Annotated in this window: 17 protein-coding genes and 2 pseudogenes; 10 read left to right on the top strand and 9 right to left on the bottom strand. The window is 32.6% G+C overall.

Annotation, left to right across the window (positions count from 1 at the left end; genetic code table 11):
• Window positions 1-142: 142 nt before the first annotated feature.
• Window positions 143-1,585 (top strand): IS4 family transposase, encoded by a 1,443-nt coding sequence (locus ACQH1W_RS06580; protein ID WP_375332710.1) that lies wholly within the window; start codon window positions 143-145, stop codon window positions 1,583-1,585.
• On the opposite strand, the gene ACQH1W_RS06575 is transcribed toward ACQH1W_RS06580, so the two are convergent.
• From ACQH1W_RS06575 to ACQH1W_RS06565, 3 genes are all read right to left on the bottom strand, one after another.
• A complete protein-coding gene (locus tag ACQH1W_RS06575) occupies window positions 1,522-1,932 on the bottom strand; it encodes an IS630 family transposase (RefSeq protein WP_341762724.1) in 411 nt (136 codons plus the stop codon). The genes ACQH1W_RS06580 and ACQH1W_RS06575 overlap by 64 nt on opposite strands.
• A 20-nt stretch (window positions 1,933-1,952) precedes the next feature.
• Window positions 1,953-2,438, bottom strand: a complete 486-nt coding sequence (locus tag ACQH1W_RS06570) for a helix-turn-helix domain-containing protein (protein ID WP_375332711.1) — start codon at window positions 2,436-2,438, stop codon at window positions 1,953-1,955.
• Between the two features lie 79 nt (window positions 2,439-2,517).
• Window positions 2,518-3,333: a portal protein gene (locus tag ACQH1W_RS06565; protein ID WP_425361210.1), complete on the bottom strand. Its 816-nt coding sequence runs from the start codon at window positions 3,331-3,333 to the stop codon at window positions 2,518-2,520.
• Window positions 3,334-3,502: 169 nt separating this feature from the next.
• Between ACQH1W_RS06565 and ACQH1W_RS06560 the strand changes: the two genes are divergently transcribed.
• From ACQH1W_RS06560 to nuoH, 9 genes are all read left to right on the top strand, one after another.
• On the top strand, window positions 3,503-3,784 hold the full coding sequence (locus ACQH1W_RS06560; protein ID WP_341761575.1) for an AtpZ/AtpI family protein: 282 nt from the start codon (window positions 3,503-3,505) through the stop codon (window positions 3,782-3,784).
• Complete coding sequence (locus ACQH1W_RS06555) at window positions 3,784-4,512, top strand: F0F1 ATP synthase subunit A (RefSeq protein ID WP_375332712.1); 729 nt, start codon at window positions 3,784-3,786, stop codon at window positions 4,510-4,512. Before ACQH1W_RS06560 ends, ACQH1W_RS06555 begins: the two co-directional genes overlap by 1 nt.
• A gap of 90 nt (window positions 4,513-4,602) precedes the next feature.
• Window positions 4,603-4,827 (top strand): F0F1 ATP synthase subunit C, encoded by a 225-nt coding sequence (locus tag ACQH1W_RS06550; protein ID WP_341748043.1) that lies wholly within the window; start codon window positions 4,603-4,605, stop codon window positions 4,825-4,827.
• Between the two features lie 6 nt (window positions 4,828-4,833).
• Window positions 4,834-5,313 carry an ATP F0F1 synthase subunit B' gene (locus ACQH1W_RS06545; RefSeq protein ID WP_341762721.1) on the top strand — a complete coding sequence of 160 codons (480 nt, stop codon included), beginning with the start codon at window positions 4,834-4,836 and terminating at the stop codon, window positions 5,311-5,313.
• Entirely contained in the window at window positions 5,313-5,804 is a 492-nt protein-coding gene (locus ACQH1W_RS06540; RefSeq protein ID WP_341762720.1) for an ATP F0F1 synthase subunit B, read from the top strand. Before ACQH1W_RS06545 ends, ACQH1W_RS06540 begins: the two co-directional genes overlap by 1 nt.
• A 306-nt stretch (window positions 5,805-6,110) precedes the next feature.
• Window positions 6,111-7,436, top strand: coding sequence for an MFS transporter (locus tag ACQH1W_RS06535; RefSeq protein ID WP_375332713.1), 1,326 nt, complete (start codon window positions 6,111-6,113; stop codon window positions 7,434-7,436).
• Between the two features lie 244 nt (window positions 7,437-7,680).
• Window positions 7,681-8,034, top strand: a complete 354-nt coding sequence (locus ACQH1W_RS06530) for a TrbC/VirB2 family protein (RefSeq protein ID WP_375332714.1) — start codon at window positions 7,681-7,683, stop codon at window positions 8,032-8,034.
• Window positions 8,035-8,206: 172 nt separating this feature from the next.
• Window positions 8,207-10,267, top strand: a complete 2,061-nt coding sequence (gene nuoG / locus ACQH1W_RS06525) for an NADH-quinone oxidoreductase subunit NuoG (RefSeq protein ID WP_425361021.1) — start codon at window positions 8,207-8,209, stop codon at window positions 10,265-10,267.
• Entirely contained in the window at window positions 10,264-11,295 is a 1,032-nt protein-coding gene (nuoH, locus tag ACQH1W_RS06520) for an NADH-quinone oxidoreductase subunit NuoH (protein WP_341762716.1), read from the top strand. The genes nuoG and nuoH overlap by 4 nt, the downstream gene beginning before the upstream one ends.
• Window positions 11,296-11,462: 167 nt before the next feature.
• Here the strand turns inward: nuoH and ACQH1W_RS06515 are convergent, their stop codons facing one another.
• From ACQH1W_RS06515 to ACQH1W_RS06490, 6 genes and pseudogenes are all read right to left on the bottom strand, one after another.
• The gene (locus ACQH1W_RS06515; RefSeq protein WP_341762715.1) at window positions 11,463-13,262 is read right to left on the bottom strand and encodes a glycosyltransferase family 2 protein; all 1,800 of its coding nucleotides are present in this window, start codon (window positions 13,260-13,262) and stop codon (window positions 11,463-11,465) included.
• The gene (locus ACQH1W_RS06510; protein ID WP_342279123.1) at window positions 13,247-14,164 is read right to left on the bottom strand and encodes a hypothetical protein; all 918 of its coding nucleotides are present in this window, start codon (window positions 14,162-14,164) and stop codon (window positions 13,247-13,249) included. The genes ACQH1W_RS06515 and ACQH1W_RS06510 overlap by 16 nt, the downstream gene beginning before the upstream one ends.
• A 342-nt stretch (window positions 14,165-14,506) precedes the next feature.
• Window positions 14,507-17,629 (bottom strand): annotated as a pseudogene (locus tag ACQH1W_RS06505) (type IV secretion system protein); the annotation flags it as partial.
• A gap of 337 nt (window positions 17,630-17,966) precedes the next feature.
• The gene (locus ACQH1W_RS06500; protein WP_375332717.1) at window positions 17,967-20,681 is read right to left on the bottom strand and encodes a type IV secretion system protein; all 2,715 of its coding nucleotides are present in this window, start codon (window positions 20,679-20,681) and stop codon (window positions 17,967-17,969) included.
• Between the two features lie 23 nt (window positions 20,682-20,704).
• A complete protein-coding gene (locus ACQH1W_RS06495; RefSeq protein WP_425361020.1) occupies window positions 20,705-23,623 on the bottom strand; it encodes a type IV secretion system protein in 2,919 nt (972 codons plus the stop codon).
• A gap of 15 nt (window positions 23,624-23,638) precedes the next feature.
• A pseudogene (locus tag ACQH1W_RS06490) lies at window positions 23,639-25,668 on the bottom strand (type IV secretion system protein).
• Window positions 25,669-25,913 lie beyond the last annotated feature (245 nt).

The raw sequence follows: 25,913 nt of genomic DNA, 5'->3' as shown, positions 1-25,913 counted from the left end.
TTCTTTATAGTATTAGACTTTAAATATTGCCACAATTTTTCTGTCGGATTCAATTCTTACTTTTACCCACAAATATAAAATTAAGTATAAACTAATATTGAATTATATACTTAAAATATAAGAAGGGGAAAGAATGAGGAATATGCAAGCGTTATCTAATGCTTACAACTTAGGTGATAAGTGGTTAGAAAGGGAATTTAGGCATGTTAACTTTGGAGATCAAAGGCTTATAAAAAGACTTATTAAAACTAGCTCACTTATAGAAAGCAAAGCTTTTGGTTCAATAAATCAAAGTTGCAGAAGTTGGAAAGAGGCTAAAGGAGCGTATAGATTATTTAGCAATAAAAAATTTGATCCAGCGGGAATTTATTATTCACATTATAAAGAAACACAAGAAAGGATTAAAGGTAATGAGTTTGTATTTTCAGTTCAGGATACAACATACCTAGATTTTGATTCTCATATTAAAACTAAAGGGCTCGGTAGCGTCTCAAAGTCTTATACAAAACATAAAATGGGGCTGATTGTGCATAGTGCCTTGATGTTTACAATGGAAGGATTACCTTTAGGATTATCTTCTCAACAATGTTGGGCTCGTGTTATACGTGAAGAAACTGCACAAGAAAAATCAAGAAGAAAATATATATCTTCTACTGAAGATAAAGAAAGTTATAAGTGGATAGCAGCACTTAAGGACACTATGCATATTATACCTAAAGATACTAAAGTTATAACTATTGGTGACAGAGAAGCAGATATCTTTGAACTATTATGGTCGTGTCAAGAAAAGGGTAGTTTGTTTATTGTTCGTAATAGACAAAATAGAAAATTTATTTCTACAGAGGGAAGAAAAACAAATTTGCAAACCCATATAAATCAGATATCCGCAAAGAAAGAAATAGTAATTCAAGTTCCAAAAAAGAACAATGAAGCAGCAAGAATGGCAAATATTGAAATAAAATATATGTTTGGTTTAATACCAATTAGAACCCCTTCATTATATGGTTCAAAAAATACTGAACACAAAATCAGTGATAAAGTAGTGCTCTATGTTGTAAGAGCTAAAGAACAAGTCCCCCCTAAAGGAGTGGAAGCAATTGATTGGCTCTTGCTAACTAATGTTCCTGTCAGTAATTTTGAAGATACGATTGAAAGGATAAATTGGTATAAGTTAAGATGGAGAATTGAAGAATATTTCAGAGTTCTAAAATCTGGATGTAAAATAGAAAATTCTCGTTTAGCTACAAAAGAAAGACTAGAAAAATTAATTGCCATAAAAAGCATCATTGCATTTAAAATTTTATATTTATCAAAAGTAGCAATATCTCATCCGCAAGAAGTGTGTACTAAGATTTTAACTTCACAAGAATGGCAAACTCTTTATATTCGAGAGCATAAAACTATTTTCATACCTGAAGAACCTCCAACTATGAAACAAGCTATTATCTGGCTTGGTAAATTAGGAGGATTTATGAATAGAAAAAATGATAAATTACCAGGAACTATGACACTATGGAGGGGCTACGAAAATCTTACAGAAAGTATCGAAATATTATCTATATTTCTCTCCCAGAATTGTGGGTAAAAGTAAGGATTCAATTCAGGAGAATATGGGGGTAAATAAAGAATTTCTATATTTGTTGCAATAATTAGCTCTTTAGCTTTGTGCCATCCAGCACAATCCATAACAATAATCGCTTTTTGTTCTCCTATCTGTTTAGACATCTCTGCCAAAAATATATTTAAACAAACGGTATTGACATTTGGCATCATTAAAGTAAAATCATCACCTGTGATTGGGTTAACCGCACTATAAACATAGAAATTTTGAAAGCCCATTTTGGCTTTAACTTGAGTTCTGCTACCTTTACGAAACCAACCATAACCTAATTTAGAATGAGTCCCAAAACGTGATTCATCAAAGAAATACAAGTAACTGCTAGGGTTATTTGTTATTGTTTCTTGAAGTTTTTTTTAAACCCTTCATGAGTTTCTTTATTCTGTTTGTAATGCACTGGTCTTGGGGTAATGTATGCAAATTTAAGTTTCTGTAATACTCTATGTACAACCGATTTACTAGCATCAATCTCCAAATTTTCTTTAAGTTTTATGATGATATTTTTTATTGTCATGTTACAATCGTCTTGTAACCATTTATTTATTGCTTCACAACAATTTTTTGTTAATTTACTTTTTCGTCCTCTACCTTGTTTATATTCAAGGCTTTTATCATTACCTTGAGCAAAGCTTTTTACCCAGTTCCTAAGCGTATTGGTTGTTATATTAAATACCTTACATACTACACCAACACCATTTTCTTTAGCAGCAATTATAGCCATAAGTCTAATAGCAACTCTATTATCTCGGTTCATGCTTGCAAGTTGCTCAATAGCACGTTGGTATAACTCTTCTGTTATTAATCTTTGATGACATCCCATTATATTCCTTTCCTTAATTTATTCATAAACTTGGAATATTATAACATAATCTCATCTTTTTTCTACTATTTATACTAATTTAAATTAGGGAATTAGTATTATATCCATCTTTTGGCACTAATAATGGTGGGTCTAGTTGTTTTTGGGCTACTTTTAGGGTAATTTGTCTTAAACTATTGAGTAATTTAATATCAGGTAGCACATGATGAGCCGGAGCATAACCATATACTTCACCTTCTTCTTTTACCCACCGCGTTACAAAAAATGGGAAATAAGAATAACCTGATTGACTGATAATTTTTTGTTCAGCGAGATAGATGTACTCTGAACTATAGGGCAGTAGCGATGAGCTAGATGTTGAAGGACTAGCTGTTACCATTGTTCTTCTACCTTTACTTTTCTGATTTTGAGCTTGTGGGCTAACTATGTGCAATATTTCTACTATTTCATCAGGATTTCGGGCTAACCTTTCTTTGAAAGGGGCAAAGTCTACCCATTTCGCTGATGCCGATTTTATCGGCATGCTAAATAGTCGGTACATTGTATTAACAAAACCAAACTTATCCTCTTCAAAATAACATTCCTGCAAATTAATATTACGAAAGAACAGGGTCTGTGCTAATTCTAAATCTTCTTCAACATAGAATATTGCAGTACCAAAAGCTGATAAATTCAAGAAAAATTGATGAATCTGACTATAAAAATTAGAAGCCGGATTATTAAATATATCCATTAGGGTTTTTTCTAGCATTTGGGCTAGCATGTTGCGTTCAGCGGTGGTTAAATATTGCTGTTGCTCATCATTTTCAGCAACTATAGTAAGATTAAACCAATTCATTGCTGGATTAACTAGCAAGCTCTGTAAACCTGATGCTAATTGCTCCCTTGACCAAATAGAAGTTGAGTCAAATATTACCTTATTACTCTCCGTTTGTGGACAAACATATTTAACAATCAGGCGTCAAACCGCTTTAAGCCTGATTGTTTACTTTCTCATTCCAATTTCGGATTAATTTCATTAATCCGAAATTGAGGTTTAAATAGACTTCTTTGTATTAATGTATATGTTGGAACAAAAAGAGTTAGATAAGATACAAAAAAGGATTAAGACACTTAAAGCAAATAATCAAACAAATAATCATTTTCACCCTAAACTTAATCCAAAAAAAGAAATTGATGCGTTGGCTATAGCGTTAGATTTGTTTTCTAGTGTGATGCTGGGGTTTATTATTGGTTTTACATTAGATAAATTGTTTAATTCTAAACCATTTTGTATTATAATATTTTTGTTGATAGGTATGCTTGCAGGTTTTAAAATAATTTGGCAAAAACTAAATAAGAAATAATGTCCCATAGTCCCTTAGATCAATTTGCAATAAAGAAACTAGTAGAAATTAATTTATTTGGTTTCGATATTAGTTTTACTAACTCTAGTTTGTTTATGTTACTTGCTGGAGTTGTAAGCCTCTCCTATTTTTATTTAGCCTTAAAAGGTAAAAAAATTATACCATCTAGATTACAGCTTAGTGCTGAAATAATTTATGATATAATTACAGTGATGCTCAATCAAAATGTTGGAGAAAAGGGGCGTAAGTTTATACCGTTCATTTTTACTTTGTTTATGTTTATTTTGTTATGTAACTTGCTCGGTATGCTTCCTTACGGATTCACTGTTACTAGCCATATTATAGTAACATTTGCCTTAGCAATTATGATATTTTTTATGGTTACAATTATCGGTTTTATTAATCACGGTATACATTTTTTATCAATATTTTTGCCTAAAGGTACGCCATCTTGGCTAGCTCCGCTTATGATTTTGATAGAATTATTTGCCTATCTAGCAAGACCTATAAGTTTATCTTTAAGGTTAGCTGCTAATATGATGGCAGGACATATATTACTAAAGGTGATGGCAGGATTTATAGTTTCATTAATGATTTTCTTTAAATTTTTGCCAATTCCACTAATTGTGATCCTTGTTGGATTTGAAATTTTTATAGCAATACTTCAAGCTTATATATTTACAATTCTTTCTTGTGTATACTTGAATGATGCTGTAAATTCACATTAGGTTTTGCGAAGGCTTCATTTTTATGCTCTTATAGATAAAAATGAAGTCATACGCAAGAACCTAGAATTTTTTATATTTAGGAGCTTATATATGGACGGAACATCTCTAAAATTTATTGGTGTAGGATTAATGGCTATTGGTATGTCAGGTGCTGCTATTGGCGTAGGTAGTATATTCAGTGCATTGCTGTCTTCAATTGCCCGTAACCCTTCAGCTACTGATCAATTACAAAGAATGGCATTCATTGGAGCTGGACTTACGGAAGCTATGGGCTTATTCTCGTTCGTAATTGCAATTTTATTAATATTTTCTTAAATAACTATGCCTCAATTTGATGTTACCTTTTATTGTTCACAAATCTTTTGGCTGGGGGTTGTTTTTAGTACCTTATACCTTCTAGTTCATAAGTTCATTGCACCGCTAACTGAAAAGATTCTTGAGAATAGGCAAGCTTATATAGATAGCAATATTGCTAGTGCAGAAAGTCTTGGGGAAAAAGCTGATAGCTTGCACAAGCAATATGCAAGTACATTAGCAGAGATATCAAATATAGTGGAAAATATTAAAAAAGAAGCTAGGGATGCAATGGAAGCATCTCTGCTATCAAAAAAAATTCAACTCCATAATGAGTTGAAAGCACAAATTGCCAATAATCGTCATGATATAGAAACAACTAATAAATTATTTTGGATTGATGAAAATGACTCATGCATCGATTTAGCAAAATTGTTAATTCAAAAAATTACTAATCAAGAAGTTGATTTAGAATTACTAAAAGAATCTTACAAAAAGATAAAATAATGCAATTGTTTGACGAAAAATTTTGGCTAGCCATCTGTTTCCTAATTTTTGTGTATTTAGTCTATAGACCGATAAAAAATATAATTTTAAAATCGTTAGATGACAAAATTACAGCTATCAAAGACCAAGTCTTAGAAGCCCAAAAGCTTAACGAAGATATGACGTTGTTATTTGAAAATGCTGCAGTCCAAATACAACAGATTGAAGTTTTAAGAGAAAAAATGATCAAAGATGGCAAAGAAACTGCCAATAATATAATTAAGCAGCAAAACGAAGAATTTGATAAGTTTCTAGAAAGCAAAAAACTTGAGACTATAGATTTAATGAATAGGCAAAAGCTAGAAGCTTCTCAAATGCTACAATCTGAGTTTTGTGATAAAATGCTAGAATTAGTAGCTATATATATGCAATCTACAAAAAACGATTCCATATCAGATAGTGAGATAGCTAAGAGACTCATGGAAAATCCAGTATCTAAAAAATTTATATAATGTACCTAAATTCGATGTAAGACATCTGTTTAATAGTCCATCCTTGCCTTCGAATGTCACACCTGTGCGTAGGCAGAGGTCTAAAAAATAGCATAAAAGGTATGTTATATGGTTTTATATCCCAGCTTTCGTTTGGATGACATAATGGCGAGTAGGAGTGACATAATGACAAGGGTGACCCCTAATGGCGATGATTACTTGAGCCTACTATTAATTTATTACATTGATACTTGAGGTTAAGTAGACTCCAATTCTTTAAAGTAGCAGAATATATAAGCTCATTTTAACATTAAAGGAGAAAAATAAATGATAAAGTATCCGCATGAACAGAGAAGTCTAACTAGAGAACAGAAAGAAGCAGTGGGCTTACTTTCAATTGGTACATTTTTAGAATATTTTGACTTGATGTTATATATTCATATGGCAGCATTTCTTAATGAGTTGTTTTTTGAACCTGCTGATTCTCACTTCACTTCTTTAATGATGTCTTTTGCCTTTTGTACTACCTTTGTTTTTCGGCCGGTTGGTGCCTTAATATTTGGTTGGTTGGGTGATAATATAGGACGCAAATCTACTGTTATAATTACAACTTTTATGATGGCTGTATCATGTTTTGTCATGGCTAATCTTCCTACCTATGCTCAAATAGGAGTAGCTGCTACTTGGATAATAACAATTTGCCGTATTGTTCAAGGCATGACATCTATGGGGGAGATAGTAGGGGCAGGACTTTATTTAACCGAAACAATTAACCCACCAATCCAGTATGTAAGTGTGACATTGGTAGGGCTATCTGCTGTCTTAGGAAGTATGGGTGCTTTAGGAATTGCCTCACTTGTTACTTCCTATGGTTTTAACTGGCGTCTAGCATTTTGGATAGGTGCAATAGTGGCATTGATTGGTTTTGCTGCTAAAACAACATTGCGGGAAACACCTGAATTTGCTAATGCAAAACTTATACTAAAAAAGAAATATGAGAAAGCTAATATTGATATAAAAGCATTATATAATGATCCAGTCGTTAATGAAAAAATTAATAAAAAAACAATAATAGCGTTCCTTTTATTAGAATGTTCTACACCGGTATGTTTTTATTTTATCTATCTGCATTGTGGTACTATTCTCAAGACTGATTTTGGTTATACATCAATTGAGGTTATTCATCATAATTTTATTGTCTCTGTATTAGAGTTCTTAATCTTATCAATATTATCTTATGTAAGTTACAGAGTATATCCATTATTAACCGCAAAAATTATACTTATTATATATTCTATTGTTATTTTATTTTGTCCATATTGGCTAAATAATCTTCATTTTCCGTTTGAGCTATTTCTCATTCAGATAGTCATTATTTTATTTAAGTACTGTCATACCTCTGCTGCTCCAATTTTTTATAAAAGCTTTCCTATATTTAAACGTTTTACCTGTGTTAGCGTGATATTTTCTGTATCTCGTGCTTTGATGTACGTTATTACTTCTTTTGGTTTCATTTATATTATTGACTATTTTGGCAATTGGGGGATATTGATTATTATGATTCCTACAATTATAGCTTTTGCCTACGGGCTATTGCATTTTGAGAAGTTAGAAAAAGACTCTGGAAGTTACCCACAAAAGAGAACTACATAGTGTAACCTCAATTTAATGTAAGACATCGGTTTAAAATCATAGTTGATGACATCCGAAAGTGCAGAGATAACATCGGGAGTATTAATTAAACTTGCAAAAATTGTGACTAAAACACCACGTAAACCTTTCTTTTCCAGCAATTATCCAATTAGATTACGATCACCCTATATTAATCCTTGAACTGTAAAAATGTACAGTATAGAATCATCCACATGTCTAAAATAATTCGTTAACGAGGTAAAATATGAATATTTGTAGGTCCTATTCTGAACAGTTTGATAGTGGTTTTGTGTGGCGTTTGCTGTTTATCCTTTGTAGCATTGCTCTAATTACTACAGCATCGGATGCTTTTGCTACTACTACTGATCCAGTAGGTGATGTATTGTGTAAGATGATCAAAACGTTTCGTGGTAATACAGCTCGTGGTATAGCAATTATTGGTATAGTTGTTCTAGGGATTCAAACTCTTAGAGGTCAATTAAAATGGGAAGTTGCATTGGTTATTGTGACTGGTGTTATAATATTGTTTAAGGCTCCCGAAATTATAAACATGGTAGCTAGTACTGCTGCTGCTAGTCAAGCATGTACGGGAACTTAAGTCGTCTCTTAATTTCATCTTAGTGCGGAGATCTAAAAAATAGCCTCAAAAGTTATGAATACAGATCTCTGCTTTCTTTTTGTTAGTTAATTTTGCAAAATTGGAAAATTTAGATTAGTGAGTAACATATAATGTGGTATAATTTCGACGTAATATAAAACTACATTATATAATGATAAAACTTACTATAGATGGTACTGAAGTTGAAGTAGAGGAAGGCGCAACCGTGTTTCGTGCCTGCAGCAAGCTTGGTATAGAAATCCCACATTTCTGTTTTCATGAACGTTTGAAGATTGCCGGTAACTGCCGTATGTGCTTGGTGGAGATGGAAAAATCTCCCAAGCCCATTGCTTCTTGTGCTATGCCTGCCTCCTCAGGTATGGTTATCCACACTAATACCATAGGTGTTAAAAAGGCTCGTGAAGGAGTGATGGAATTTCTATTGATTAATCACCCCCTAGATTGTCCTATTTGTGATCAAGGAGGTGAGTGTGATTTACAGGATCAAGCCTTTAAATATGGTAAAGCAAGTTCTAGATTTTCGGAGAATAAAAGAACGGTCAAAGATAAGTATATGGGACCTTTGATTAAGACCCATATGACTAGATGCATACAATGTACTAGATGTATAAGATTTGCCACTGATATTGCTGGAGTTGAGGAAATAGGAACTCTTTACAGGGGGGAGCATATGGAAGTAACCTCGTATCTTGAACGTAGTCTTGAATCGGAATTATCAGGCAATATTATAGATATTTGCCCAGTCGGAGCATTAAATTCCAAGCCTTATTCTTTTAAAGCTCGTAGTTGGGAACTAACAAAGACTGAGTCAATAGATGTATTGGATGCACAAGGTTGTAATATAAGGGTTGATAGTAGGGGATCTGAAGTAATGAGGATATTACCAAGGGTTAATGACGATATCAACGAAGAATGGATATCAGATAAAGCAAGATTTGCTTATGATGGTTTGAAATATCAAAGGTTAGATTCTCCATATATCAGGAAAAACGGCAAATTAGTCGAAGCCTCTTGGAATGATGCTATTGCATTAGTAGCACAAAAATTAGAGTCTCTTGCTGCTGATCAAGTCGGTGACCAGATTGCAGCAATAGCTGGAACGCTAGCATGCACCGAATCAATGTTTTTATTGAAAACATTATTACAGAAACTTGGATGTAACAATTTTGACAGTAACCAGTTTAATTATAAAATAGACCAATCTAGTAGGGGGAACTATCTATTTAACACAACAATTTCTAGACTTAAAGAAGCTGATCTAGCTTTGTTAATTGGTGCAAATATCAGACAAGTAGCTCCTGTCCTAAATGCTCGTATTGGCATATTGCAAAGAGAAGGAAAGCTAAAAGTAGCTCGAATTGGCAATATTACTAACCAAACTTATTATATAAATGAATTAGGGGCTAGCCCTGACATAATTAAGGCAATAATATCAGAGGAACATCAGTTTGCTAAGGAATTAGAACATGCAAAAAATCCAATTATAATTATTGGTGATGGTGTATATTCTCGGGATGATGGTTATGCTATTTTGGCACTCATTCACCAAATGGTTGATAAATATAAGATAGTTAGAGATGATTGGAATGGTTTTAATATACTACATAATCATGCGTCAATGGTCGGTAGTTTAGATATAGGCTTTAGTCCTAAAAACGGTGGTAATGGAGTTTTTGAAATTTTACAAAAGGCAGAAAGGGGTGAGATTAAGTTTGTATATTTACTAGGCAGTGATGAAATTGATATGAACAAAATAAAATCATCTTTTGTAGTATATCAAGGACATCACGGTGATAATGGAGCAAATGTAGCAGATGTAATCTTTCCTGCTAGTAGCTATACAGAAAAAGATGCCACTTACGTAAATTTTGAAGGAAGACCTCAATATGGTAAAGCCGCAACTCATCCAGTAGGACAAGCAAAAGAAGATTGGGTTATTATAAATAATCTAGCTAATAGTTTAGGGCTAAATCTTGGCATGAATAATTTAGATGAAATAAGAACTAGGTTGGCTGCAGAATTCCCGGTATTTGCCAATATTTCTGAGATAACGAGCTGTGATTTTATAAAATTTACCTCCCTCGATAATTTACTTAAATCTGATATAGTGACTAAACCTATAAATTACTATATGACAGACTCGATTAGTAGAGCATCTGTTACTATGGCAAAATGTGTAGAGTCAAAGCAAGAAAGGGACAAAGTTGCATGATATCGTTCTTTCAACAATATCTATTGCCGTTAATTATTGTGGCTTTGAAAGTTTTATCTATCACTATTCCTCTTTTGCTGTGCGTAGCTTACCTTACCTATGCTGAGCGAAGAGTAATAGGGCTAATGCAACTCCGAAAAGGTCCAAATGTAGTAGGACCTTTTGGGTTATTACAACCAATTGCCGATGCAGTAAAACTATTATTTAAAGAAACAATTATACCAAACCAAGCTGATAAAATATTATTCACCCTAGCACCTATGATTACCCTCGTACTTAGTTTAATTGGTTGGGCGGTAATACCTTTTGATAAGAAACTTGTACTAGCCGACATAAATGTTGGTGTTTTGTATATTATGGCCATCTCATCGTTAGCTGTTTATGGTATAATCATAGCGGGCTGGGCAAGTAATTCGAAATATGCTTTCCTTGGGGCTGTTCGCTCGTCGGCTCAGATGATTTCATACGAAGTATCTATAGGGTTGGTGATTGTTACTGTACTTTTAACAACAGGTACTCTTAATCTTTCAGAAATCATAGAAAGACAAAGATTATTTCCTTGGTGGGTTGATTTGATGCTGTTACCTATGGCAGTAATATTCTTCATATCAGTACTTGTAGAAACGAATAGATTGCCTTTTGATTTATCAGAAGCTGAGTCTGAGCTAGTTGCTGGTTATAATGTTGAATATTCTTCCATGGGATTTGCATTATTTTTTCTTGGTGAGTACGCTAATATGATTTTAGCTAGCGGTATGACCACCACATTTTTCTTAGGTGGCTATTTGCCACCTTTTGGCATTAAAGTCTTAAATTTTGTGCCAGGTTTTATGTGGTTTGTACTAAAAACCGGGGTTTTATTATTTTGTTTTTTATGGATAAGAGCAACATTACCTAGATATCGTTACGACCAATTAATGCGTTTAGGTTGGAAAGTATTTTTACCTTTTACTTTATTTTGGGTGGTGTTAGTATCAAGCGTTCTAATGTTCACCGGTAATTTACCAAACCATACTCTTCTGCTTTAAAGTATATACTGCTCGTAAATGAAGAGTTGGTAGACGATAGAATCAAAATCAACAAGTGCTAGGAGTGTTCAAGCCGAGGAACGTAGCGTACATTAGTACGTGAGTACCGCAGGTCTTGGACAACGACAACGCAATTATTGATTTTCTATTCTAGAGTATACCTTGATTTATTCAAGGTCTAGAGTACTAATCCCATGCTGAGTTTTATCCCATTTGAAGGGCATGAAAATAATCTCCCAAATCGCCTTATAACTTGCTATCGTATGTAGTAGAAAATACAGAGGCCACACAAACAAGGCAGCAATATCTAATATTCGAAAATTAGTTATTTTTCCTTTTTTAATCAGTAAAATAAAAAAAGCACTTCCGTAAAGGTATGAAAAAGCAAAAAAACTGTTAATTATCCATAAATAATTAATTATGGCAAATGTATTAATTTTAATAGTTAGCATTAGAAATGGCAAACAACAAAAACCATAAGAAGAAAAACCAATAAAAATGAAAATAGTAGTTATTTGATAAAATTTAAACCTTTTATATTTGTCTTTTTGGGCAAGAAATACCAAAAATGTTTGGATAAATCCTTTTATCCAACGAGATCTTTGATTTATCCAACTTATAATATCTATAGGTGATTCCTCTAAAGTATAAGAATCTATCATATGAACTTTATAACCAAAAGAATATAATCTAATTCCTAAATCAGCATCCTCAGTAACATTATAAGCGTCCCAAAATCCTATTGTTTGTAAGGCGTCAACCTTAAAATGATTGCTAGTTCCTCCAAGAGTTACTGGTAAATCCATCAAGCTTAAACCTTTCAGAAGATATTTAAACCATAAACAATATTCTATGCTAAAAAGTTTAGTGAGTAAATTTTCATTCTCATTATAAAAGTTAAGTTTAGCCTGCAAACAAACATATTCTTTCGGTAATTCATCAAAGGCTATTACTGCTTTAAGGAGTTGATCAGTATCAGGCCTATCTTCTGCATCATATATTACTACATACTTTCCTCTGCAATATTGCATGGCATAATTAAGGGCTTTAGGTTTAGTCCTAGGTAAACTAAAAGGTACTTTAAGCAAATGTATATAAGAAGGTAATTCATATAGGATATTTTCCTTGATCATCAAATAATCATCTGCTTCAATAATGATTTTGACATCTAATTTATGTTTAGGATAATTAATATTAGCGACATAACTAATAATTGACTTTAGCTTGCCTGATTCTTTATATAATGGAAGTAAAATAGTGTAAATAGGTAGAGAATCATTTTTTAAAATGGAGATATCACTACCTTTAAACGCTGTATTTTGTACAATTACAGCTTGGTTAAATAACATAATTTTTAAAATATTTTGTGAAAAATAGCAAATAATGTTAATCACATGAAAAATATGTTTAAAATTAAATAATATTCCAAAATATATCACAAAAAATATGATAATTGACTTAGTGTAATTGATATTTTTTGCTACCATGTATACTGAGATAAATTCAAGAAAATATTTGGATTTGATTATATTCAAATGGCTAAAATTTTGTTCAAGTAGCTGATAGAAGTCATTCTTTTTGACCAAATTAATCTGTACATTATAATGTATTGTTGATAACTTCCTTAAATAAGCTAGGTCATTTATAGCAAGCACTTTATTGCTTTTATCGTTTTCATAAATGAAATAACCATTTTCTACATATTGATCAATTTTTGCATAATCACAAATCTTAACCTGTGTTTCTTGCACATTCAATAGAGGCAATAATTTATTTTTATACAAAATATCTATAACCATCTCATTATTAATAATTCCTTCTGCAATTATCACATTAAAAAAATCATTCTCACCAGTACTCTCAATTAATTTGAACTTAACATGAGATATTTGTAAATCCGTAAGTAGTTGTTCTTTTAGTAGAATATCTAAAAACTCTCTATTAATATTTTTTATACATCCATCCATATTGAAAATATTACTCCTGATATTTTATAATGTTTATTAATTAGGCTTTTATCACAAAAATACCCTATTTGTGTTGTTAGGCTATTCTTCTTTAGATTACCAAATTTAATCTTTTTTGCAACTGAAAATTGCTTATATAAAGTTCTATTATAAATAGAACCGTAATTTCTCCTAGTATAATATTTGGTAAAGTCTACTAACATAATGCCATTTTGAAATTCAATGCCTTCAGATATTGAAAAACTATAATGACTTCTTCTTGTATATGAGTTATTTAGGGCTTGCCCAAAACTAAAAACACTTTCAGCAAATACCGAAACTGTACGAATTTTTTTGGAAAATGCTGATAGCAATAATAATTCATAAGAAAATTGCTGTTGGCAACCATCTTTGGTCATGTATATTCTTGGCTGAACTGAAACTATCTTATTAGTGTTCTGAAAGAGCTTAATTTTATAAAATATACCAATTTCTTTATCATTAGACAGGTAGTTCATGTCATTACTTCCTTGGAATTTATTTTCTTTATAAAGTAATTGAATTCCCAAATTTTGGTTTTTATTAATTCCATATTCGATAGCAAAGATTCGCATTAATTCGTCTTGGTATGAGGATATTTCTCTAGATCTACGCTCTAAAAATTGAATTTGCCTAAATAACTTATTATAAAGAGCCGATGAATTATTAACCAACTTAATACGATCTTTTAAATATGCCAATTTACACTGAATTTGTAGAAAAAGATTGGCTCTTACTTGTTTAATATTTTTAGAATTTTTATCAATATTGCTAGCAGTAACCGTATATTTGTACTTGCCTGAGTCAATTAACCAGGCTGATGCATAAATCTTATTTGTTACAGAAATTATAAACAGGAGTATAAATATGGTTGTTGTTTTCACCCAAATAACAATTAATAGTTTAAATTTACTAAAATACAACTATTATAAATTTAATAAATAGATATTTTAATAAATTTTCAAAAGTCTATTAGTACCTAAAAAATATATGCTATACTTAATGCTACAATTGTAGTGCTAACGTCAAAATTATGGAGCTATGGCGGGGATCTAAAAAAATCTCCTGAAGGAGGAGGTGTTTATATATTTAACCCCTGCGGGGTGACATAGTAGTGATTGGTAAGGGGTAATAGACTATTGTTAATCATTTTTTTCATATTTAGGCATTCTAGCACCTAAGCGATATTGATTAATTCCATCAATGTGAGATATAACTTCTTTCTTAATAAGTTCTTTTCTTTCTTCTATTTTCTTTAGTACTGCTTTACTATACTCTAAAGATTGATTATCCCCATTAGCTTCAGCTTTCTCACGCATAATTTCATAATGTTCTTGTCTGCGTGCATATTTATCGTTATCTATTAGTGTCTGCTCAATTCTATAAGCACTGTCAATCATATTACGAGTTTGAGTATCCGTTGCTTTTTCTCGCATGAATCGCTCGCCCATCAACACGGGATTCTCCCCGTCATCACCTTCACCTTTAGCTAAAGCATCATATATCTCAAAGGCAAGTTTTTTGTTAGATAGTTCTGCATAATATGCAATATCTGCTGTTCTACCCTGTAATTCAAGCTTGGCTAGATATTCAGGAGATGAAATATCTTCCTGAACAGCAATGGTTTCTTTATTGATTTTAGTTAGAAGTTCTTGATGTTCCAAAGATCTTTGCTGATCCTTAAGTGATTCACTATGTGTTCTAAGTCTTGAATCATTATAATTAAAATCTTCCCACTCTGCCCCAGTTAAGTTACCCTCAAAAGCATCCCGTAAATCTTTACCAACAATAGCAGTAAGTGCCTCTCGTTTTAATCCTTCATAACCAGCATATATTCTCTCTCCTATATTTTTACGCTTCTTATCACGTAGCTCTCTCTTTTCATCAACATGCCTATTCATCTCTTGCCAACTTTTGAGAGGTGCTATATTTTTACCAAATAACCCTATTCCCCTTGCTGACATTGCTTGATGTGTATCCACATAAGCTTGCTGGAAATCTTTGGTAAACTTTGCATCACTCGCTAATTCTCGTAAAGTTTTACCATCTTTAGTTTTCATTAAATCATCAAGCTCTTTCTGCTGATCTTTGTCAAGTTTTTTACCTTCTCCAAATTTAAGATCCGCTAAATAATCACGAAGTTCGGAGTAACTATTACCCTTAAATTCTTTATCCGTTCCATCCGGTTTAATTACTTTGATAACTTCACTAATACCCTTTTGGTAATCATCTTGAGCATGAACATTAACATCTTTATAATCTATACCATAAGTTCTTTTTACTTCATCTAAAACACTAGATTTTGGTGATTTCAGTGCTTCTCGTGTTACACCCTTCATCATTTTGTCTTCAAACCCTTCGGCAAAAAACATACTAGCTTTTTCGATAATGTGTTGATTCACCCTTTTCTTAGCAGCCTTTACAACATAATTTGCAGGTCTTTCTATTTGCTGTTGAATAGGGGCAAAAGCGGCTTGTCCAATTGCTTGTAAATTTGTTAGATTACCTGAGGTGCTAGATAAGAATTTAGCACTTGAAACAGCTATATCATTAAATTTACTTAGTAAATAAACACATACAAAAATTAACAATAATCCATCCAGCTGAACAAAGTGACCACTGAAAAAATTATCAATTCTTCTTACATCGTTGACTAGATCTAAAAATGGTAATTCAACATATCTTTCCTCGATACATTGATAAGCTAAACATAGTTTGCCATCAGGCGAGCCATCATCGATGCGATGATCAACAGGCACTAATATATTAGCTTTTGTTTTAGAAAATTTGCCAGCTTTCATTGGAGATGGAAACCACCAATAAAATATTGAGTCTCCAAGACTAGTGTCTAGATCTTCATTTATACTACCAAACAGTTCATTTATCGGTCCTAAATTTGGGAAGTCATACTTACATACTCCAAAACCAAGTGAAGAATATATTTCTGTTCTGATAATCATTGAAATAAAAGCAATACCAGTAAATAATATAATTGGTTGTAGTGCATAGGAAATCAGCTGTCTTAACCAGTTTTCAAACAATGAACGCGTGATACCAAATAACATAAAGCAAATGAATATTGGTGCCATTATGATAATCATCCCAACAGTTATCAGTGCTGTAAGATATATAATAGTAGCCTTAAATACCATCATGAAGATAAAATAAAGGGCTATCAAGAATAAAATTATATATATAAACCCTAAAGGATCGACAAATAGTAATGAAAATAATTTTGCCATAGTTTGCGGGGCTATCATTAAACCTATAATACTCCAAGATCCAGGTCCGGTAGCCGCTGTTTCTTTAATTATTCGTAATATTTCTTCTACCCCTTCCATAAAAAACACGAATAAGTAATCATGGAAAAATTGCCAGCTACTAGTTGAACTAAGTAACGTAGATACTATACTAACTTTTACTACTCTAATTATTAATTCAGTATGTGTGAGATTAACATTACCAATTAGGAAAGAAAATCCTGTAAACATAATATACAAAGTTAACAGAGCTGAAACAGATACACGATATCCTGGTGTTTTAATAATACCCTCGTAAATTGACCTAACTAGCCCATGATTCTCATCATCACCAAATAACTCAGCTTTTATTAAATTCGTTAAAAATTCAATAGGGTCAGGTCTAGTGTCAGTGACCCCAGATTTAATAACTACACGATACTGACCATTATTATCATCATAAAATTTATCTAAAATCTTAAAATATAATGGGCTAACTTCACCTTTACCTTCATATTGATAACTTATTCCTCCAGCTTTTACTAATTCCCCTCTTTTATTAAGATCATAAAGTTCATAACCAGCAAGAGGTTCACCAAGGTGGGCGGTAATGCCTTTTGGTGTACGCTGTGTATCCAAAGAGAGATTAGGATTTGTATCATGCTCAGCAATTAACATGTATAGCCCTACACCATTTTTAAATAAACATGGTGCGTTACTAATTTTGGCATCCTTACTCTTAGTACACATCCTGTCATCTATAAATTTGCATACTTGTAGTCTCTTACAAAATTCGGATAAAGTATTGGTATTTTTTTCTTGACCATACCACGCACTCCAAGCTGATAATTCTGTAGAGTTGTTTTTATCTCCTTTAGAATAATCCCAAGTTTTTACCAATATAGTGAGTGGTTGACCATTTACATTATATCCAGTATTGATCCAAGGAGCTGTTTGATTATCTTGTTGCCCGCTTAACTTTTCTTTTTTATATCTTGAAGAAATTACAAATTTTATAAAGCCAAAATCATCTGCATCAATGCACCTATCGCCAGTACACCCTGAAAGGCACAACATAGAAATTAATAAAATAGCAAAAATATTCTTCATTTATAGAAACCTAGGCTTAAATAACCTCAGTTCGATATAAGAATTATTAATTCTTATATCGAACTGGCTTTGTTATAAGGAAAAATGCACTCTTGAAGCGGCTGACGTGGGTGCATTTTAACTTTTTTCATCATTCAATATACGCGAATTCGGGATAAGAATTAACTAATTCTTATCCCGAATTGGGGTAATATGTGATTTTAATTATTAAAATCACATATTGAATGGAGTATTATATTTTAACAATCAGGTGGGCAGCCGCTTCAAACCTGATTGTTTCTATATATAATACTGAATTCGATGTAACTTGTTACATCGAATTCAGGTTAAATAGTAATTATTCCTTTTTATTAGATCCACCATCTGCTTCACCACCAGTGTCTGAATCATTTCTTGAGGCAAATATTTTGCCAGTATATTCTTTCTTGCCGTCAGGATCACTTTTCCTAGCTTTATAATTTTGATCTATAACCTTATCCTTAAATATCCTAGCTGGAGCAAAAGCTAAATCCTTGACTGGTCTTGCCACAGATTCCATATCCTGCATAATAGATTTTGTAGGATTATCAGGCCTTTGGAAATCACCCTCTTGTCTTGCAGGTGTTACGTTGGTCAATTGAGCAACTACTATAGTCACATAATCGACAAGTCCATAACACATTAGGCAATAAGCATAGAATAACAAGCTACTGGTAAATATTACCAAGAATGTACCAGTAGAATTTAATAAATCCTGTGCATTATTAATTTCCGTAACATCCGGTGCGAAGAAAGGTATCCCAGGTAAAAATGGTAATTTAAACGAGAAATTAATCGGTATGTTCATATGCGTTAGATCTAACCCTATCTCTATTGGGATGAACGTACTATCCCAACATGCTCTTACCACAATCTTTAAAAGTTGTTCAGACATCACCTGATCTATTAATAGAAAAAATATTAATAATATGGTTGGTTGCATCATATAACTAAATAAAGTAGATAACCAGTTATCGAAAATGCTTTTTGTCTTCTCAAATAGTACCAAAATTATGAATAATGGTGCTAAAGATATCATAATCGCAAGACCAATATAGGCTATAACGTAACCTATGATAACTTCCAAAATGGCTCTAAAATAAAGCGTCAGAGAATAAATAGTCATGATAGCAACAAGGGTAAGACCATTATGGATTTGGAGTAATTGTATAAATAAAAGCCCCCAAAATCTGCCATTGGTATATTTATCAAATATTGGATCAATAAAACCAAAAATGTTAGCTGTAGAACTAGTAAGCCCTACTACATTGGTCATTAGATAGTCAGTACCCTTAATAAAGGCATTAAATAAGTAATTATTGAAAAAGTTCCAACTATCATCTCCTATTAGGATAACTATCAAAGTTATTTTTATAATCCTCGTTAATAAGTCTTTGGCAGTTATTTGAATAGCACCCGCTAAAAAGGTTAAAGCATATATCATTACATAAAGAATCAATGCAGCTTTTATGATTCGGTGTAATGTTACATTTTTAGTTAGTTTAGTATAAAAATTCATAGTAAATTTATGAAACTCCTTGGTAATAGGTTTAACTGCTCCGTTATATACAATATCTGAGAACCAAGTACTCCCCGTATAATTAGCATAATTTACTTTAATTAACCCCATTACCTCTTTATTAGGATTCTTTACTCTAACCCATAAATAGCCATCTTTGTCAGCATCAGTTGCAAAATCTTGGTTGATTTGTGTACCCACTAGCGATGCAAGTGGTGTACCGCCATCTTTCATTATAATATATTCAACTTCTATGTCTTTTTGTTGTACATCACTAATACTCTTATCACCATTACCTACTTCTACCATCATAATGTAGCGTCCAAAATGTAAAAAACTACTACTTAAGTCTACAACAGTAGAGTCATTAATATAAGAATTAAGTTTGTCAAGATCAGAAAATGTAGTCCAATCACTCATTAAAGGTTTGTCTAGGGAGGTAAACATGCCTTGGATTGACCAATCAGTTAAAAAATCTAAATCTCCAGCAATATCAGATTTATAATATAAGAAACTCTTTTTTAGAAATTTAGAATATACAAAACTTTCCGCTTCTCTCTTTATAATCTGGTTATTTACTAGTATCCTCATCCCTCTCCCTTGATCATAGAAGCACACTGGAGAGTTATCTTTATCATTAGCAAAATCAGGACAAGTTATAATAATCTGTTGTATAGAGCCTTGGGTTAACGGTTTACCAACTAATGCTAACTTATCTAACACCTTGTATTTCGTATTTGCTCCAGTATCCTGACACACTTTATCCCTTGATGAGGGGTCAATAGAATCACACAATTTTTCTGCAGTTGAATATAGTATTTTATTATCAAGGTTGCTATTTGTATAAAGTGACGGGACTCCTAATATATTATTGTCAAGCTCTGACTTTAAAAAATCTTCGTCAGTAGCTACACTAAAAAAATCTCCTGCTCCTGTGAGAGTTATATTTATTACATCACCTTTTTCTACCCGAATCTTCTGACGATTTTCAGCAAAATTAAAATAGTCTACATAATTCTGCATTTTGCTAAATGCCAAACTTATATAATCTTTAGTTGGATCAGTTGCCTTAAATTTAGGAAAATTAGTAGCTTCATATTTTTTAGTTAAATAATTAAAAGTTTTAATAAATATTTGTGGTCTATTGAACCTTGGATCTATACGGTACATCACTCGGTATCTTCTTGGACTACTTACAGCTCCACTAGTACTCCAGTCAAACTTAATGGCTTTATCTTTTTTGACATAGTTACCAGTAGAATTCCATTCATTTGGTTTTGTAAGGTCTAAAGAAATGCTACCTTCTTGAAAACTATTGAATTTTGGTACTTCTAGACATGCTGAAAATAGAGCTGCAAGTCCACTTAAACTCGAACTCATCCAATCAAATTTAGCATCTTTCTCATTATCATCAGCTTTGACAGGATTACAGGCTAATAGGACTACTAAGGCAATAAACAGTTGCCCTTTAAGTAGAAAATCTACCAACAAAATTAAATACCTGAAATTTCTCATCCTATTCACTTCATTTTCAGTTATTACTTTGGATTCGCATTAGAAACACTTTCATTACCACTATCACTCTCAACACCACTTCTTGGATTCTGATCCTTATTATTACCATCACTATCCTTATCACTTTTTGACCTAGCTTTATTTCCTTTATCGATTGCTTTATTCCTATCTTTTAATCTACCGGCAGCTTCTTTCTTAATTGTATCTCTAGATGCCTGATCTAAACCAACCTTTTTTAAAGCTCCTTGTTCCATTGCCGATGACATCGCATGCCCCATAGATGTTGCAGAAGGTCCAGCGGTACTAGTCAACTTTGCCACCATTTTTCCAGAAAATTCAACATAACCATACATTCCATAAGCAATTATAATTAATGCAATATAATGTTGCATATTCAAACCCATCATGCCAGAACGATGATCCATTCCCCAAGGTACAAACCAATTGATACAAAAAATCTCTAAATTAGAGAAAATCGCAGGAAGACTTGGGATAGCAGGGAATGGAACTTTTATAGGTAAAGCACATTTCCAACACACACTATAACCAGTTGCAAAATCCAAGTAAATTGTAAATAGCTGAGTAAGTATAATAATTCCTGCCATTAAAATTACTGGCTCTATCATATATTTAAAAGTAAACCTCACCCAATTATCAAATAAATATCTAGTGAAATCAAATAGCATAAACGTAAGAAACAATGGAGCTACACCAATTAATATAGCGATTGCCATAAATGCCATAATATAAACTGCCACGGCTCGAAGAGCGGTGATGATTACTATCATTGTAGCAATAAATACTATAACAAAATAAATCAATCCACTAAGACCCATAGAGATTAAAGAAAGCACTTGACCAGCAAAAGTTTTACTGAACAATATTTTACTCATTAATGCATCTAGGAACATGAAAGGATTTGTTATCTTATTCGTCGATGAAAACATGCTATAGCCACTCATATTGGAAATGATTCCATCTGAAAAATTAGTTACAAAATCAAATATATAATTATTGAAAAATTCAAAAGTACTTTCATTCATTAACCCACTAACTATAGCGATTTTTGCTATCCTAATTACCAAATCTTGTTGGTTGATTTTGACCATACCTAATAAAAACATTGCTCCGTATGACATAACGTAAAGAATTAGTACGGCTTTTATATAGTTAAAAAAGTTAGTACAAGTAGTAACTCCCCCACCATAGCAAGTCATGTTCTTAAAAATCATCACAGCTGCACCCTTGATTTTATCTTTTAATAACTCAAATAAAGGGGTTAAAATATTTAAAGTAAAACTACCAACTTTTTCTGAGGTAAAGAATTGTACTTGATACCTACCATAACTTTCTTTATAATCCTCTTTTTTATTGAGAATTCTCATCCATAGATATCCATCATTATTCGCAGTAATCTTCGCATTACCTTCTGCATCATCCATACTAATATTATTGGCTGTATAGGATTTACTAGATGTGTTAGGATTTTCGTCATATGGTACTACTAAATATTGTATTTTACCACGATCAGCCACAACATCATCAAAACTCTCACCATTAGTTCTTCGACATTTGGTCTGCTTAATGTTTAAGACATAGCCACCAGTATTATTGGTATATTTGTCATCTTTTGACCATAAACGATATTGTAAATAGCTCTTTGATACACCAGCTAGAGTCTTGTTATAAATGATTTGATATTTAATATTAGCATCTTGACTACTATTTATTGGATCATAATCTTTGTTTCCAGCAATTATTTTAGCAAATTCATAGCCTGTCCCTAAAGATTTAGCATTAGTTGGGGTCTCACTATTATCCATTCTATATAATAAACCTGTTGGACCATCGGCGGAGTACCAAAAACGTTTTTGACTTTTTTGGTAGGTATCACTCATTATTATAGTGGCATCTTTGGTATCATAATTACCCGGGTCAGGACAGTTACCTGTTGGAACATTATCCGTATAAGTACAACGTAACCCTGCATTAAAATATAACTTATTGAAGTCATCCGACCAAGGAAAACTATAACTATTATCTTCTTTGTAAACTTCCGGAGCAGTTTTATATGTACTAATATATGCACCTGCTTTAGAACATTCTTTTGGACAACAACCACTATCAAAAAAGCAACTTGCCTTATCACATCCCCACGGTGACGAAATACATGCTGGGTGACAAAATTTGGTTTGTTTATTATAATAACTACTATTCCACTTACAATTATCAACATACTGTCCGGAATATATTGAATATCTACCACATAATGGGCTGTATTTTCTCTTGCCTTCTGAACAATCTGCTGTCTCTATAAAATTTTTAAATTCACCATCTTGCTTAACAAGCTTAAAGATATTTTTTACACTAGCCATATTATTTGGCAAATTCGGCAATTTTTTGTGATCCGGTAAAATTGATACTATAACCTGATCATTAATAAACAATTCAGCTATATTTCGCCATTCATCAGTTTTAGCATCAAAAATTAAAGATAGTGGTTCTGCATTAGTTTCTTCAATCCTAGGGATGGCAACCATGTTATTATTGGTATCTAGATCTGAAGATTGTTGAATATTATTTTTTGGAATATAAGCTCTACAAAGACTTATGTTGCCCTCTATTTTAAACTTAACATCCTGCTTATCTGTAACAGCTAGATTAGTATTTAACCATTCTCCATAATGTTTAGGATCATACTTAGTTTCAATTGAACCATCTGGTTTTGTTGTGGTAATAACAGTATAGTTTGCTGTTGCGTTAAGCATGATTGTATTAGTAATACGATCAGTACTACCTCCCTCTGCATCTTGATCATATCTAAGGAGGCAACCATTGGTAATTTTTACTGACCCTATCATCGCAAGTAATACCATAACAATGCTAACCACTAGAGCCGCTATGCCTAATACCATTATGAGTTTTGATAAATTTCCTTTCATACAATAATATCCAAGTTAACCACCGCCACCACCTCCAGAACTCATACCACCTTCACTACCGCCACCACTATCACCCCCACCTGAATCTTTTGCTTCTTCTCCTCCTTTCCTTGGTTTTTCTAAAGGATTTTTCTGCGGTGGTTTTCCACCGGAGCTTTTTGCAGCATCGGCAATAAACTCTGCCCCTTTTTTAACCATATCAACTATCTTAGTAGGACTAGCTGTTACAGAATCCATGATAGGACCACCAGTAAGCTCGGCAGCAAATTGACTAATTGATTTTGAAAAATAATAGAAAATAATTGAAAAAATTAATACATAAAGTAAGTCTACTAATAGTGATACGACATCTATAACAATTGATTTAATTGGAAAAAGAATTAAAAGATGCTTCTCCCAACCTTCCCCTGAATAATATCGTAATAATTTATATCCAGCACTATTTTTACAATCCTCAGTATTAGTATTTGGTAATCTAAGCTCAAAAGTACTAAACTGAGCATCACTGCTATACGTATAGTCATGCCTCATAAACTCAGAATTCTTGTATATTGCCGAATCATACATAGTAAGTAATAAGGCAATAAAACCAGCTACCACTGCAGGCTGCACTGCACAAGATATACAAATTTTTAGCCATGCATCAAAATACGCTTTGGTTCTAGTAAATAAAGCCATAGGAATAAATATAGGAGAAATATAGGTCATGACATATATGGTAACTAGACATACTAAATAGTGTGTTATAAAATATAAAATTATTGAAACAAATATTACGGAAAATATTATTCCAGATGCTACTATTATTATTTGTCCAGATAAGAATAAACCAAACATTACAGTAAAAAATCTGAATCCTCCCACTTTTCTCAATGCATCCGGAGCTTCATTTCCAGGTTTTTTAAAGTTTACAGCAGTACCTTTAGTTCCACCCGGCACATCATTAGGAATACCGTTTAAAACGGATTCTGTGTTGTAATATAGCCCCATACCCAAATAATAACCTATCCTACAATCAACAGCATCCCAAAGTGCATAAAACTTATACCCATCTTTATACTTACTAGTATCGTACTCACATAATCCTCGAGAGCCACCAGCATTAAAAACTATTTGCGCAAATTGTGGAGTAAGCTCCGTGAGTAATGGTAAACCATACTGCAGCATACCATTTTCGGTAGTTTCCTTTCCACCCTTAAAATACGCTGGTCCAAGACCTGTAGCAAAATAAGTGACAACTATTAGCTTCATAACAAAAGATGCTATTTTATCTAAATTACCATATTCTTTGTTTAAAATCATATTAACAGCAAAAAACATAACATATAATATTAACGCCGCCCTAATAGATATTTTCAAAGATTCTTGGAAGGTTGAGAAAGGATTAAGGGCAGTCAAACTAATCTGATCATTTTTTGGATCACAGCTACTATAACGAAAAAAAACTTTATCAAGAGTTTCCTTTACACAATCTACAGCTAAGCCAGAAAAATTAAGTAATGACTGACTCCTTGTAGTACCCATATAACAAGTTTTACCTATATTCCGGCATTGTTCGTCTGGTGGTGCTATCGGAGCTGGTGTGGTAGTATTTTTACAAGCTAGTGGAAGTTGTCCTTTTGAGGTAGCCATGACTAGGCACAATCTTTTATCGACAATTTTTACTGTTAAAATAATATCTTTTAATAAAGTATTTCCACCTAAATCAGGATTATTATCAGTGCTTAACTCACTAAGACGCTTAGAATAATTTAAATTAAGAGTAATAACTTTACATTCTAGAGGACTACCATCTTTATTTTTGAGACAGAATTTAAATTGTGGGTCAGTTGCATCACACCATTAGGAGTACCGGTTATATCAATACTATATAGAAGATGCCCGTAAGCTGTGTTTTGTCTTAGATAATCATCTACTGCAAATGTAGCTGATGGACACGGATCTCCAAAACCAGCAAAAACTTTGCTTGAAAAAAGTACCAAACAACATTGTATAAAAATTTTTATGACTTTACCAAGTGGGCAAGTTTTAAGTAGGTATAACAGCCCTAATGTGTTATTCCTGCTTCCTTTTATATCATTAGACCTCTTTCGAAACTCTACTTCTGCTGGCGATTTGTACGCGACGTTTGTACTCGAATCCTCACGTACATTAGAGTACGCTGCGGTTCGAGGTGAAGCGTCTCCTTCACACCCTTGCGCATAAGCGAGTTTCGAAAGAGGTCTATTCCTGTTTCCCTTAATATCATTCCCGCCTACGCTGGAATGACATCGAGGACTATTATACCTAC

This window comes from Candidatus Tisiphia endosymbiont of Stenodema calcarata (assembly GCF_964030695.1).
Classification (GTDB): domain Bacteria; phylum Pseudomonadota; class Alphaproteobacteria; order Rickettsiales; family Rickettsiaceae; genus Tisiphia.
This window is presented reverse-complemented; position numbering and strand designations above follow the sequence as displayed.